At 61.6% G+C, this 13,204-nt stretch carries 12 protein-coding genes and 1 tRNA gene; 6 read left to right on the top strand and 7 right to left on the bottom strand.

Annotation, left to right across the window (positions count from 1 at the left end; genetic code table 11):
- Positions 1 to 72 precede the first annotated feature (72 nt).
- Positions 73 to 822 (top strand): phosphatase PAP2 family protein, encoded by a 750-nt coding sequence (locus ACX3OW_RS20740; RefSeq protein WP_459097691.1) that lies wholly within the window; start codon positions 73 to 75, stop codon positions 820 to 822.
- On the opposite strand, the gene metC is transcribed toward ACX3OW_RS20740, so the two are convergent.
- Entirely contained in the window at positions 804 to 1,991 is a 1,188-nt protein-coding gene (metC, locus tag ACX3OW_RS20745) for a cystathionine beta-lyase (RefSeq protein WP_459097692.1), read from the bottom strand. The genes ACX3OW_RS20740 and metC overlap by 19 nt on opposite strands.
- A gap of 222 nt (positions 1,992 to 2,213) precedes the next feature.
- Here metC and ACX3OW_RS20750 point away from each other — a divergent pair, with 222 nt between their 5' ends.
- From ACX3OW_RS20750 to ACX3OW_RS20770, 5 genes are all read left to right on the top strand, one after another.
- Positions 2,214 to 3,230 (top strand): amino acid ABC transporter substrate-binding protein, encoded by a 1,017-nt coding sequence (locus tag ACX3OW_RS20750; RefSeq protein WP_459097693.1) that lies wholly within the window; start codon positions 2,214 to 2,216, stop codon positions 3,228 to 3,230.
- A 110-nt stretch (positions 3,231 to 3,340) separates the two neighbouring features.
- The gene (locus ACX3OW_RS20755) at positions 3,341 to 4,531 is read left to right on the top strand and encodes an amino acid ABC transporter permease (RefSeq protein WP_459097694.1); all 1,191 of its coding nucleotides are present in this window, start codon (positions 3,341 to 3,343) and stop codon (positions 4,529 to 4,531) included.
- Positions 4,532 to 4,536: 5 nt separating this feature from the next.
- On the top strand, positions 4,537 to 5,664 hold the full coding sequence (locus ACX3OW_RS20760; protein WP_459097695.1) for an amino acid ABC transporter permease: 1,128 nt from the start codon (positions 4,537 to 4,539) through the stop codon (positions 5,662 to 5,664).
- 5 nt (positions 5,665 to 5,669) lie between these two features.
- On the top strand, positions 5,670 to 6,470 hold the full coding sequence (locus ACX3OW_RS20765; protein ID WP_459097696.1) for an amino acid ABC transporter ATP-binding protein: 801 nt from the start codon (positions 5,670 to 5,672) through the stop codon (positions 6,468 to 6,470).
- A gap of 167 nt (positions 6,471 to 6,637) precedes the next feature.
- Positions 6,638 to 7,669, top strand: coding sequence for an amino acid ABC transporter substrate-binding protein (locus tag ACX3OW_RS20770; protein WP_459097697.1), 1,032 nt, complete (start codon positions 6,638 to 6,640; stop codon positions 7,667 to 7,669).
- Between the two features lie 173 nt (positions 7,670 to 7,842).
- On the opposite strand, the gene ACX3OW_RS20775 is transcribed toward ACX3OW_RS20770, so the two are convergent.
- From ACX3OW_RS20775 to ACX3OW_RS20800, 6 genes are all read right to left on the bottom strand, one after another.
- Positions 7,843 to 8,559: an alanyl-tRNA editing protein gene (locus ACX3OW_RS20775; protein WP_459097698.1), complete on the bottom strand. Its 717-nt coding sequence runs from the start codon at positions 8,557 to 8,559 to the stop codon at positions 7,843 to 7,845.
- Between the two features lie 10 nt (positions 8,560 to 8,569).
- Positions 8,570 to 10,021, bottom strand: coding sequence for a cardiolipin synthase (gene cls / locus ACX3OW_RS20780; RefSeq protein WP_459097699.1), 1,452 nt, complete (start codon positions 10,019 to 10,021; stop codon positions 8,570 to 8,572).
- Positions 10,022 to 10,095: 74 nt separating this feature from the next.
- Positions 10,096 to 11,139, bottom strand: coding sequence for a cysteine synthase A (locus ACX3OW_RS20785; protein ID WP_459097700.1), 1,044 nt, complete (start codon positions 11,137 to 11,139; stop codon positions 10,096 to 10,098).
- Between the two features lie 166 nt (positions 11,140 to 11,305).
- Positions 11,306 to 11,761, bottom strand: a complete 456-nt coding sequence (locus ACX3OW_RS20790; RefSeq protein WP_459097701.1) for an SRPBCC family protein — start codon at positions 11,759 to 11,761, stop codon at positions 11,306 to 11,308.
- On the bottom strand, positions 11,758 to 12,975 hold the full coding sequence (locus ACX3OW_RS20795) for an MFS transporter (protein WP_459097702.1): 1,218 nt from the start codon (positions 12,973 to 12,975) through the stop codon (positions 11,758 to 11,760). The genes ACX3OW_RS20790 and ACX3OW_RS20795 overlap by 4 nt, the downstream gene beginning before the upstream one ends.
- Before the next feature lie 96 nt (positions 12,976 to 13,071).
- Positions 13,072 to 13,147, bottom strand: a tRNA-Asn gene (locus tag ACX3OW_RS20800).
- Positions 13,148 to 13,204 lie beyond the last annotated feature (57 nt).

Genomic DNA, 13,204 nt, shown 5'->3' on the forward strand with positions numbered 1-13,204 from the left:
CCAAAGGGCAAGCGTGTGTTGGCATTGAGCTGCACTATTGACGGGAAAGATCGCTCCCCGCAAAACCATGGCATGACCGATCTTACCAAACGCTGGCCGCTGGGCCTCGATAGTCGCCGCTGGCCGTGGTTCTGCTTTGCCGTTGTCATCGGCGTCGCCCTGCTGTCGCAGATCGATATCTGGGCTTCGCGCGGCACCATCGCCTGGCCCGAGCAATGGCGCGCGCCATTCTTCTTCATCACCGATTATGGCCTGTCCGACTGGGTGCTGATTCCCACGCTGGTGCTGGTGCTTCTCGCCCTGCCGGCCGCGCCGCTGCTCAGGCATTTGTCGCGTCTGGTCGCCGTCGAAATTGCCATGCTGTCCGGCTTCATCTTTTTGGGCGTCGGCATCCCCGGGCTCATTGTCACCATTCTCAAGCGGATCATCGGTCGCAGCCGCCCGGTCGAATTCGACAATGTCGGCGCCTTTGCCTTCCATCCCGTCGCCAATGCCTGGGATTTCCAAAGCTTTCCCTCGGGCCACACCACCACGGCCATCGCCACGGCCTTTGTCATCGGTTTCCTGTGGCCCCGGCTGTTCCCGCTGTTCTTCGCCATTGGCATCGCGGTCGGCTTCTCGCGGGTGCCGGTGGGCATGCATTATCCCACCGACGTGTTTGCCGGGCTGATCGTCGGCATGCTGGGTGCCTATCTGGTGCGCAATCTATTTGCCCGCCGCCGCTGGCTGTTCACGATCCGGCCCGATGGCCGGATCGTGCGGCGTCGCTTCATCGCCCTGCGGCGCGCGGCCCAACGCGTTGGTCAGCGCGCCCGGGCATAGCGGGTGATAGCGGCCTTGAGGTCAGCCTTGAGGTCGTCGACGCCTTCCAGCCCGATATGCAGGCGGAACAGATTGCCCTCTTCGGTCCATGGCCGGGCCGTGCGGTTCTTGCCGAGCCTGACCGGCAGGCACAGGCTTTCATAGCCGCCCCAGGAATAGCCCATGGTGAACAGCTCCATCTCGTCCACAAAGGCGGCGACCGAGGCGCGCGGGGCAGGGGCCAGCACCACCCCGAACAGGCTCCCCGAGCCGGTGAAGTCGCGCTTCCACAATTCATGGTCAGGATGGCTGGGCAAAGCCGGGTGCAGCACTCGCACCACCTCGTCTTGCTGCTCCAGCCAGCGGGCAATCTCCAGCGCCCGCTCCTGATGCTCCTTCATGCGGATGGCCAGTGTGCGCAACCCGCGCGCCACGAGGAAGGCGTCGTCGCCCGAGGTAAAGAACCCCAGCTCCCGCCGCGTCCGCTCGACATTGGCCCAGGCTGCCTCGGTGGTCGAAATCGTGCCGGCAAACGTATCGGAGTGGCCGACGAACATTTTGGTGCCGGCATGCACCACGATATCGGCGCCCAGCGCCAGCGGCTTCATATAAAGCGGGCTGGCCCAGCTATTGTCGACGATCAGGCTGGCATTGCCCGCATGGGCCACCTTGGCCAGTGCCGGAATATCCTGCACTTCAAAGGTCAGCGACCCCGGGCTTTCGGCCAGCACCGCTTTGGTGTTGGGCTGCATCAGTTCCGCCAGCCCGGCGCCGATTCGCGGGTCGTAATAGCGGGTTGTCACCCCCATGCGCGCCAGAAAACCATCACTGAAGATGCGGCCGGGCTCATAGGCGCTGTCGCTGATCAGCAGGTCGTCGCCCGCCTTGACGCAGCTCAGCAGGGCAACGGTGATTGCCGCCAATCCGGAGGGCACCAGCTGGGTCCGGTGAGCGCCCTCTAGCGCGGTGATGATCGCTTCGACCCCTTCAGTGGTGGGGTTGCCTGCTCGCCCATAAAGAAAGCGCTGCTGTTGAGATTCCAGTTCTGCCAGTGATTTAAACAGTACCGTCGAGCCGCGATACACCGGCGTATTGACGAAACCGAACTGGTCATCTGGGTATCGACCGTGATGGGTCAATACCGTCTCAACCGACTGATCTAGTATAGTATTATTTTTATGGACGCTCATGCTTTGGCTCTGTGCTCAAAATCAGATCAATGTGAGAATAATGGCTATAAAAGAGACAGCTTTACTGTCTTAACTCCCCATCAGCTCTTGACGCAACGGTCAATAGACGCTTGCATGCTTAGCAGCATCAGACCGCCATACAAAGGCGGCGGTGCCACTGGAGACGCTGGTGCAAGCTGCTGCGCTCCGGGACACAGGGTCAGGAAACAAAAGGCAAAATCAATGCAAAAAACGCTCGTAACGTTCGCGGTCGCGGCCTCGCTCGGCCTCGTCGCGACGGCAGCGCAAGCGGCCATTCTCGATGACGTAAAGGCAAAGGGCTATATTCAGTGCGGCGTGACCGGCGGCGTGGCTGGCTTCTCGGCACCCGATTCGAACAACGTCTGGACCGGTATCGAAGTCGACTATTGCCGTGCGCTTGCCGCTGCGGTCTTCAACGACGCCGACGCAGTCCGCTTCACCTCGCTGACCAGCCAGGAACGCTTTACCGCGCTGTCCGCCGGTGAAATCGACGTGCTGTCGCGTACCACCACCTGGACCATGAGCCGCGATACCCAGCTGGGCATCAGCTTCATTGGCACAATGTTCTATGACGGTCAGGGCTTCATGGTCCGCAAGGACGATGGCATTGCCTCCGCTCTGGACCTCAGCGGCGCCGCCATCTGCATCGAATCCGGCACCACCACCGAGCTGAACGCGGCCGACTATTTCGCCGCCAACAACCTCGAATTCAACACCGTTGTGTTCGTTGACCAGGACGAAGTGGTGAAGGCCTACGAAGACGGCCGCTGCGACGTTTACACCACCGACTCCTCGGCTCTGGCCGCTGAGCGCTCCAAGTTCGCCGTGCCGGATGATCACATCATCCTGCCGGAAATCATCTCCAAGGAGCCGCTGGGTCCCGTGGTCCGCACCGGCGACTCGGGCTGGTTCAACATCGCTCGCTGGACCTATTTCGCGCTGCTCGAAGCTGAAGAACTGGGCGTGTCGCAGACCAATGTCGACGAAATGCTCGGCTCCGATAACCCGGCCATCAAGCGCCTGCTTGGCGTTGAAGGCGACTTCGGCACCCCGATCGGCCTGACCAAGGACTGGGCCTACCAGATCATCAAGCTGGTCGGTAACTACGCCGAAACCTACGACCGCAACGTTGGCCCAGCGACCCCGATCGGGCTGGAGCGTGGTCTGAACGCGCTGTGGCGCGATGGCGGCATCCAATACGCCCCGCCGATCCGCTAAGCTGAACAACGCCCGGCGCTCCCAATTGAGCGCCGGGTTTTTTGTTCCATCGCCCGTCGCCCCAGGGGCGACGCATGGAGCGGCCGTTACGGCCAGGGGACGTCTATCCTATGACCACTCTTGATACGGGGCCGGCCGCGGCCCCCCGGGTATCGTTCTACAACGACCCCGTGATCCGCGGCATTATATACCAGGTCGTCGTTGCTGCGCTGCTGCTTGCCTTTATCCTCTGGATCGTCGGCAACACCGCTGCCAACCTCGCTGCGCAAAACAAGACCACCGGCTTCGACTTCCTGTGGAAGACCGCCGGCTTCGACATCAGTTTTTCCCTGTTTCGCTGGACCCGTGAGTCCTACTACTGGGAAGCCTTCCTGGTCGGCATCACCAATACGCTGCTGGTGGCCTTTATCGGCATCTTCTTCGCCACGATTCTGGGTTTCACCATCGGCATTGCCCGACTGAGCAGCAACTTCATCGTTTCCAGTCTCGCCACCATCTATATTGAGACCATCCGCAATATCCCGCTGCTGCTGCAGCTGTTCTTCTGGTATTTCGCGGTGCTCAAATCGATGCCGGCGGTGGCTAAATCCTACACCCTGCCATTCGATTCCTTCATCAACCAGCGCGGCATCTTCGTTCCGCGCCCGATGCCCGACGAACAGTTCGGCTTTGTCTGGATCGGCGTGGCGCTGGCCATTACGGCCATCATTTTCCTGCGCATCTGGGCCAAAAAGCGCCTTGAAACCACTGGCCACCGCTTCCCGGTGTTTCTCAGCTCGGTTGCCCTGTTGATCGTCTTGCCGGGCCTGGTCTGGTTCGTCAGCGGCGCCAGCGTCGCCTTCGATCCGCCGGTGCTGCAGCGCTTCAACTTCAAGGGCGGCGTGCAACTGCCCCCCGAATTCCTGGCGCTGCTGTTCGGCCTCACCATCTATACGGCAGCCTTCATCGCCGAAACGGTGCGCGCCGGCATTCTCGCCGTTAATCGCGGCCAGACCGAAGCGGCCCAGTCGCTCGGGCTCAAGGAAGGGGACCGGCTGCGGCTGGTCGTCGTACCCCAGGCCATGCGCATCATCGTGCCGCCGCTGACCAGTCAATATCTCAACCTGACCAAGAACTCCTCGCTCGGCGCCGCCATTGGCTATCCCGAATTGTTCAACGTCTTTGCCGGCACCGCGCTCAACCAGACCGGCCGCGCCATCGAATGTATCGCGCTGACCATGCTGGTCTATCTGACGTTCTCGCTGGCCACCTCGATGATCATGAACTGGTATAATGCCCGCGTCACTCTGGTGGAGAGGTGACAGCCATGACCGATATTGGATTCGTTCGCGGCGATTTGGTTGCTGCCAAAGCCCCGCCCCATCGCACCACCGGCGCCATCGCCTGGGCGCAGAAGAATCTCTTCGCCACCCCCAGCGACACCGTGCTGACGATTTTGGGCATGCTGTTCCTGCTCTGGATCGTGCCGCCGCTCTACAACTTTATCTTCGGCCACGCCGTTGGCCCTAATGGCACGGTGGAAGAGTGCCGCATGATCGATGCCGGCGCCTGTTGGGCCTATATCAACAGCGAGATGGAGTTCTTCATCTACGGCTTCTACGACATCCCCGAGCATTGGCGTCCCAACATCGTCTTTGCCATGGGCGCGCTGCTGTTCATCCCGCTGCTGATCCCCAGGGCTCCGTTCAAGCGCGTCAATGCGGTGCTCTTCCTCTTCGTCTTCCCTATCGTCAGCTATGTCCTGCTGATGGGCGGCATGTTCGGCCTCAAGCCGATGCCTACCGAAAAATGGGGCGGCTTGCTGGTCACGCTGATCATCTCGGTGGTCGGCATCACGGTGTCCTTCCCGCTCGGCGTCATCCTGGCGCTGGGCCGGCAATCCAAGCTCCCGGTGATCCGCACGCTGTGTATCGCCTTCATCGAGCTGGTGCGTGCGGTGCCGCTGATCACCGTGCTGTTCATGGCGTCGATCATGCTGCCGCTGTTCATGCCCCAGGGCATGACCGTCGATAAGCTGCTGCGGGCGCTGGTGGGCGTGACGCTGTTCACCTCGGCCTATATGGCCGAAGTGGTGCGCGGGGGGCTGCAGGCCATTCCGCGCGGACAATATGAGGCCGGCGCGTCGCTCGGCCTCGGCTACTGGCAACGGATGTATTTCATCATCCTGCCCCAGGCGCTCAAGCACGTGATCCCGGGCATCGTGAATAACTTCATCTCGCTCTTTAAGGATACGTCGCTGGTTTACATCGTGGGCATGAAAGACCTGCTCGAAGCCGTCAAAACCAAGAATGACTCGGCGCTGGAATGGCAATCCGCCAATACGGCGACCACCGGCTATCTGTTCGCCGCCATGGTCTTCTGGGTGTTCTGCTTCGGCATGTCGCGCTATTCCATGTATATGGAGCGCCGCCTCAATACTGGTCATAAAAGGTAGTTCAAATGTCCCATGCTTCCGAAACGACAGTTGATCGCCGCATCGACACGACACAGATGCAGGTCTCCGATACGCATGTGGCCATCGAGGTCATCGGCATGCACAAATGGTATGCCGACTTCCACGTGCTGCGTGACATCAACCTCAAGGTGATGGAAGGCGAACGCATCGTCATCGCCGGGCCTTCGGGCTCGGGCAAGTCGACCCTGATCCGCTGCATCAACCGCCTGGAAGAACACCAGGAAGGGCAGATCATCGTCAATGGCACCGAACTGACCGCCGACCTCAAGCGCATTGATGAAGTGCGCCGCGAGGTGGGCATGGTGTTCCAGCACTTCAATCTGTTCCCGCATTTGACCATTTTGCAGAACCTGACGCTGGCGCCGATCTGGGTGCGCGGGATTCCCAAGGCCGAGGCCGAAGATACCGCCATGCATTATCTGGAACGCGTCAAGATCCCGGAGCAGGCCAAGAAGTTCCCCGGCCAGCTTTCGGGTGGCCAGCAGCAGCGCGTGGCCATCGCCCGCTCGCTCTGCATGCAGCCGCGCATCATGCTGTTTGACGAGCCGACTTCGGCGCTGGACCCGGAAATGGTCAAGGAAGTGCTCGAAGTGATGATCAGCCTGGCCGAAGAAGGCATGACCATGATCTGCGTCACCCACGAAATGGGTTTTGCCCGTCAGGTGGCCAATCGCGTCATCTTCATGGATCAGGGCCAGATCATCGAGGAGAACGAGCCCGAGGCCTTCTTCTCCAATCCGCAGCATGAACGCACCAAGCTGTTCCTCAGCCAGATCCTGCACTGACGGCTTGCACCCGCCGCGCAAACAGAGGCCCTCCTGTCGGGAGGGCCTTTTTTGTTGGCGCGCAGAAATCTTCCGTCGTGAAATGCACAGGGCAATCCGCCATCCGCCTTGACCCCGAGTTGCCGACTGCCAATATGGTGGAACAAGGCAAGGGAAGCCCGCGGATTTTGACCATTTTTATCAAGCGATTGCTGTCGCTGGCAGTGGGTTGTGCCTGCATGCTGACGCTTGCCCTTGCCCCGGCCAGCGCCCAGACGCTGCAGACGGTGCGCGATCGAGGCTTTCTCATCTGCGGCGCCACCAATGCGCTCCCCGGCTTTGCCCAGCAGGACGCGCAGGGCCGTTGGGCCGGCTTTGATGTCGATCTGTGCCGTGGCATTGCCGCTGCCGTGTTTGGCGACCCCGACAAGATCGAATTCCGCGCCTTGCGCGGCGAGAGCCGCTTCGCCTCGCTGCAAACCGGCATGGTCGATGTGCTGACCCGCAACGGCCCCTGGACCGAGCGGCGCGACACGCTCTATGGCGCCAGTTTCGTCGGCACCGCCTTCTTTGATGGCCAGGCCTTTCTCGTGCCGCAGACCATGGGCGTGGTGTCGGCATTTGAGCTGGACGGCATCAGCGTCTGCGTCATCGATGGTGGCGAGGAACTGGAGCGCCTGCAGGAATTCTTCTTCGCCAATCAGGCGAGCTATTCCGAAGTGCCCTATGAGGACGTCTCCGATCTGGCGCTCGCCTATCAGGCCGGTCTCTGCCAGGCCGTCTCGGCCTCAGGCCGCCAGTTGCAGGCCATTCGGCGGGCGCTGCCCGATCCCTCCGCCCACCGCATCCTGCCCGAGCGCATCTCCAAGGAATTGCTCGGCCCGGTGGTGCGCGAAGGCGACCAGCAATGGTTTAATATCGTGCGTTGGACGCTATTCACGCTGATCAATGCCGAAGAAGTGGGGATCACGGCGCTCAATGTGGATTCGCTGCTCGCCGCCCGCACCCCGTCCGTCCGCCGCATTCTCGGCGTCGAGGGCGATTTCGGCACCCCACTGGGGCTGATGCCTGGCTTCATGGCCAATGTCATTCGCGCGGTGGGCAATTACGGCGAGCTCTACGACCGCCATTTCGGCCCCCAGACCGGCGCCGCCCTGCTGCGCGGCCAGAATGGCCTGTGGAGCAATGGCGGCCTGCTCTACGCCCCGCCGGTGCGCTAGCGGCTGGGGCTCCACGCGAGTTCTGTCTTTAGCGCCAACCAGCCCCCACCCACGATGTCACCCCGGCCTTGAGCCGGGGCCCATCCCCAGATCTCGCCGATGCATACATATCAGGATGGATCCCGGCTCAAGGCCGGGATGACATCGAGTGGGCTGGACGCCCCAACCGGAATCTATTCCGCAAACAACAGGCTTACGCGCCTGTTCTGCTTGCCCTTTTTCTCGATCTTGCCCAGCTTGAGCGCACCGATTTCACTCGTGTTGCGCACATGTGTGCCGCCGCAGGGCTGCAAGTCGACATCGCCGATGCGGATCAGCCGCACGCGGCCCTGGCCCATCGGCGGCTTGACGTTCATGGTCTTGATCAGGTCCGGATTGGCCGCCATCTCGTCATCGCTGATCCATTCATGGCTCACCGCGTGCTGACCCGCCGCCATGGCATTGAGTGCAGCCTCCAGCTCGGCAAGGTCGTCAGGCACCGCTGGCATGTCGAAATCCAGCCGCCCCTTGTCGTCGCCCACCGAGCCGCCGGTCACCGGAAACGGAAACACCACACTCAGCAGATGCAGCGCCGTATGCATCCGCATCAGCCGGTAGCGGCGCTCCCAGTCGATAACCGCCTCCACCGTCTCGCCCACCGCAACCGGGGCTTGCCCCTCGGCCGGCACATGCACGATGCGCGTCTTGTCGCCCTCTGGATGCACTGCCGTGGCGATGCTGATCGTCGAACCATCCGCCCGCCTTATATCCCCGCTGTCCCCCGGTTGCCCGCCCGAAGCGGCATAAAACACCGTCCGGTCCAGCACGATGCCGCCCTCCTCGGTCAGTGCCGTCACAATGGCGGATACCGCTTGCAGATAGCTGTCGTCGCGGAACAGAAATTCGGTCATGGCAAAAATCTCAGAGGACGGGGGAGAACAGGCGTGCGGCCTGGGTCAGGAAGCGCATCGGGACGGTGCGGTTGCGGACCTCGTCCATGTCGACCTGGCGACACTGTTCGAAGTCCTCGATCAGCATGGCTTCCACATTGTCGATGGTCTGCTTGTCGGCAAACCACAGCGTGATCTCGAAATTGATGGCAAAGGAGCGGTTGTCGAAATTGACGCTGCCGATGGAGGCGATCTGGTCGTCCATCAGCACCACTTTCTGGTGCAGGAAGCCGTTCTGGTAGCGATAGATCGACACGCCATGCTCGATCATGGCGTCGGCATGGGCGATGCTCGCCAGCCACACCAGCTTATGGTCCGGCGCGTTGGGCAGCATCACCCGCACATCGACACCGCGCAGCTTGGCCGCGAACAAGGCCGTTCGGATATCGGTATCAGGCACGAAATAGGGGCTGACGATCCATAGTCGCTCGCGCGCCCGGCCGATGATGTCGGTAAAGGCGATGGCGCATTCTTCAAGCTTGTCCGCCGGCCCACTGCCCATCACCAGCACCGACTGGTCGCCCGGCGTTTCCACCGTTTCAGGCGGCACCGCAGGCAGGGTTTCGCCGGTGGCCCATTCCCAATCTTCGCGGAACAGCAGGGCGCAGCCCAGTGCCGCCGGACCGGAAACCCGCACATGGGTGTCGCGCCAATGCCCGAATTTGGGGTTCTCGCCGAGATATTCCACACCCACATTATGCCCGCCGACCCACGCATGTTCGCCGTCCGCCACGACGATCTTGCGATGGTTGCGATAATTGATCCGGGTCGGACCATAAAAGCGCAGGAATTTGTGTCGCTGGTTGAAGCCGGCGACGCGAATGCCGGCCTCACGCAATTGCGCCCGATAGCGCTTGGGCATGCCGCTGCTGCCGATATCGTCATATAGCAGGAATACCTGCACCCCGGCATTGGCCCGCTCGATCAGCCGCTCGGCCAGTTCCTTGCCCAGCGCATCGTCGCGGACGATATAGAACTGCACCAGCAGATAGGTCTTGGCCTTGGCGATGCCCTCGAAGATCGAATCGAAGGTCGCCTTGCCATCCACCAGCAACTCGACCTCATTGCCGTTGAGAAACGGCACTTCGGAAACCTTGGTCTGCACCGGCCATTTATGGCTGGTTTCGCGGTCGATCAGTGCCAGATCCTTGGCGCGCAGCGGCCGTGCCGCGCGGCCATTGCGAATGCGGTCGGTGGCGTAGTCGTCAAACGCCTTCCAGCCGAAGATGAGATAGAAAAATGCCGTGGGCACCGGCAATAGCGCCAGCGCCAGGATCCAGGCGATGGAACCCTGCGAGGTGCGCGACACCATGATTTCGCGCACGGCGCAGGTAAAGGCGAGCAGGTAAACGGCAGCCGTAATGGCCGCGACCAGATGCAGGTCGGCGATGATTGCTTTTAAGATGTCGCCGATACCGATCAAGGCGCCTCGCCAGAGTTGTGAGGCGCCACTCTATCAGCCCGCAGCCATTGAACAATCCCGCGCGTGGTGGCGGCTCAGTCCGCCGCGATCACACTGGAAATATCCAGCGGCGTGCGCCCTTCCAGCCAGCTTGGCACCGGCAGGCCCTTGTCGTGGAGGAAGACCGGGTTGAACAGCTTGCTGGCATAGCGATTGCCATAGTCGCACAGCACGGTGACGATGGTCTTGCCCGGCCCCAAATCCTCGGCCATGCGCACGGCGCCGGCGATATTGATGGCGCTGGAGCCGCCCAGGCACAGGCCCTCATGTTCGAGCAGGTCGAAAATATAGGGCAGGGCCTCGGCATCGGAAATCTGGTAGGGATTGTCGATCGTCAGCCCTTCCAGATTGGCCGTGATGCGGCCTTGGCCGATGCCCTCGGTGATCGAATTGCCCGAGGATTTCAACTCGCCATGGGCATAATAGTTGTACAGGCCCGCGCCTTCAGGGTCGGCGAGGCCGATTTTGACGTCCTCGCTACGCGCCCGTAGCGCCTGCGCCACACCGGCCAGCGTGCCGCCCGAGCCGACGGCGCAGATGAAGCCGTCGATCCGTCCCGCCGTCTGCTGCCAGATTTCGGGCCCGGTGGTTTCGGCATGCGCCCGGCGATTGGCAACATTGTCGAACTGATTGGCCCAGATCGCGCCGCCCGGCAGCTCGCGATTGAGCTTCTCGGCCAGCCGGCCAGAAATCTTGATGTAATTATTGGGGTCTTTATACGGCTTGGCCGGAACCTCGATGACCTCGGCGCCATAGAGGCGCAGCGCGTCCTTCTTTTCCTGGCTCTGCGTCTCGGGGATGACGATCACCGATTTGAAGCCCAGCGCATTGGCCACCAGCGTCAACCCGATGCCGGTATTGCCCGCGGTGCCCTCGACAATAGTGCCGCCGGGCTTCAGCGCGCCCGATTTCACCGCATCGTGGATGATGAACAGCGCCGCGCGATCCTTCACCGACTGGCCGGGATTGAGAAATTCCGCCTTGCCCCAGATATCGCAGCCGGTGCGTTCGGATACTCGGTTGAGGCGGATCAGCGGCGTGTTGCCGATGGCGGAAATAAGGTCTTGATGCTTGGCCATGGATCGATCTGGAAAATCTTACAAAGATCGGATGCTAGGGGGCGCTCCCTTGGGCCGCAAGCCACAACCACCTCTGGCGGCACGGCTTTCCACCCCGACGTGCTGGCGCGCAACCGCAATGCGCCAACCGCCAGGAAGCAGAAAATCATTCCGCGTCAGGAATGCTCTATTCCATCACCTCGGCCAGATGCTCCAATGCGGAGCTCCATGCTTCGATGGAAAAGATGCGCGATTCCGGATCGCTATGCGCCAGCCCGCGTTCAGTGATGGTGACGCTGGTCTGCTCGTCGCCAATGGCCTTGAAGCTCACTTCCAGCACGAAGATCAGCTCTTCCCCGTCCTCGTCGTCATCCTTGTGGACCCACGACATCACCAGCTTCTCGTTTTCGACGAATTGCAGGATTTCCCCGCTGACCGTGTGGTCCTCGGGGTCTTCGTCGTCGCCAAAGGTGGTGAACTTGTATTCTCCGCCCTCGAAGGCATCGAGTTCGGCTTCGTCGGCCTGCCATTGCTCGATCAGCGCCGGGTCGGTCCAGGCGGCGAACACGTCGTCGATATGGGCGTCGATGGTGCGGGTCAGCGTGATCTGGCTGGCTTCGTCGGTATGGCTACCATTGCTCATGGGGTGTCTCGATGCAGTTCTGCCGAGCGCGGCAGGAAGATGGTGAGGATGCCGAGGAACGGCAGGAAGGCGCAGATGCCGAAGACGGTGATGATGCCGATATGGTCAGCCAGCAGCCCCAGCACCGCCGCGCCGATGGCGCCGATACCAAAGGCAAAGCCGAACACGAAACCCGAGATCATGCCCACCTTGCCCGGCACCAGTTCCTGCGCATAGACCACGATGGCCGAAAACGCCGAGGACAGGATCAGCCCGACCGCGACACTGACGATTGCCGTGCCCGTCAAATTCATATGGGGCAGCAGCAGCGTGAAGGGTAGGGCGCCCAGAATGGAATACCAGATGACGGTGAGCCGGCCGAACCGGTCGCCGACCGGGCCGCCGATAAAGGTGCCGGCCGCAATCGCCCCAAGGAACAGGAACAGATAAAGCTGCGCCTCCTCGGCGCTCAGCCCGAATTTCTCGATGATGAAGAAGCTGTAATAGCTGGTGATCGAGGAAATATAGACATATTTGCTCAGCAGCAGCGCCCCGATGACCAGGAACGCCACCGTCAGCCGGCGCGGCGACAGCACCTGCCGCGCGACCTTGGCCACCGGCTTGCCGATGTTCGCCCGCTGATGCGCCGCATACCAGCGGCCCACCGCGCTCAGAATCACCAGTCCGGTAATCGCCACGAGCGCAAACCAGATCGTGCTGGATTGCCCGCGCGGCAGCAGGAAATAGGCTGCGGCCAGCGGTCCGAGTGAAGTGCCCAGATTGCCACCGACCTGGAACAGCGATTGGGCAAAGCCCAGCCGCCCGCCCGATGCCAGCCGCGCCACACGCGATGCTTCGGGATGGAAAATGGCCGAGCCGACGCCGCCGATCATGGCCGCGAGAATCAACAGGCCGAAATTATTGGCCGTGGCGATGAGCACCACGCCCGCCAGCGCGAACAGCATGGAGACGGCCAGCGCAAACGGCTTGGGATTGCGGTCGGTGTAATAGCCGACCAGCGGCTGCAGCAGCGAGGCGGTCATCTGCTGGGCCAGGGTAATCAGCCCGATCTGCAGATAGTCCAGCCCATAGGCGTCCTTGAGCAGCGGATAGAGCGCCGGCAACAGGAACTGCATGAGGTCGTTGAGCAGGTGGGAGGCGCTGACCGCCAGAATGATGATGAGCGATGCCCGCTGCACCGCTGCGGGTGCGGTCTTGCTCGAAACGGCGTCCATGGGGGAAAAATCCAATGCCTGAATGACACGCAGCCCTACCGCGCCGAAGTGGCGCTGGCAATGGCGGGGCAAGGTGGAATTGGGGGTAGGAAGAAATGGCTCCGCGAGCTGGACTCGAACCAGCGACCATTCGATTAACAGTCGAACGCTCTACCAACTGAGCTATCGCGGAACACACATTTCAGATGCCTTCTGGGTGAAGGCGAGGTCCGTTTAGCGAACTTGATTT

Source organism: Devosia sp. A449, from assembly GCF_054489375.1.

Coding starts and splice junctions, on each gene's coding strand:
- ACX3OW_RS20765 (WP_459097696.1), top strand. CDS start 5,670: ATGTCCCATGCTTCCGAAACGACAGTTGATCGCCGCATCGACACGACA.
- ACX3OW_RS20795 (WP_459097702.1), bottom strand. CDS start 12,975: ATGGACGCCGTTTCGAGCAAGACCGCACCCGCAGCGGTGCAGCGGGCA.
- ACX3OW_RS20750 (WP_459097693.1), top strand. CDS start 2,214: ATGCAAAAAACGCTCGTAACGTTCGCGGTCGCGGCCTCGCTCGGCCTC.
- ACX3OW_RS20755 (WP_459097694.1), top strand. CDS start 3,341: ATGACCACTCTTGATACGGGGCCGGCCGCGGCCCCCCGGGTATCGTTC.
- ACX3OW_RS20740 (WP_459097691.1), top strand. CDS start 73: ATGACCGATCTTACCAAACGCTGGCCGCTGGGCCTCGATAGTCGCCGC.
- ACX3OW_RS20760 (WP_459097695.1), top strand. CDS start 4,537: ATGACCGATATTGGATTCGTTCGCGGCGATTTGGTTGCTGCCAAAGCC.
- ACX3OW_RS20785 (WP_459097700.1), bottom strand. CDS start 11,139: ATGGCCAAGCATCAAGACCTTATTTCCGCCATCGGCAACACGCCGCTG.
- ACX3OW_RS20775 (WP_459097698.1), bottom strand. CDS start 8,559: ATGACCGAATTTCTGTTCCGCGACGACAGCTATCTGCAAGCGGTATCC.
- metC (WP_459097692.1), bottom strand. CDS start 1,991: ATGAGCGTCCATAAAAATAATACTATACTAGATCAGTCGGTTGAGACG.
- ACX3OW_RS20790 (WP_459097701.1), bottom strand. CDS start 11,761: ATGAGCAATGGTAGCCATACCGACGAAGCCAGCCAGATCACGCTGACC.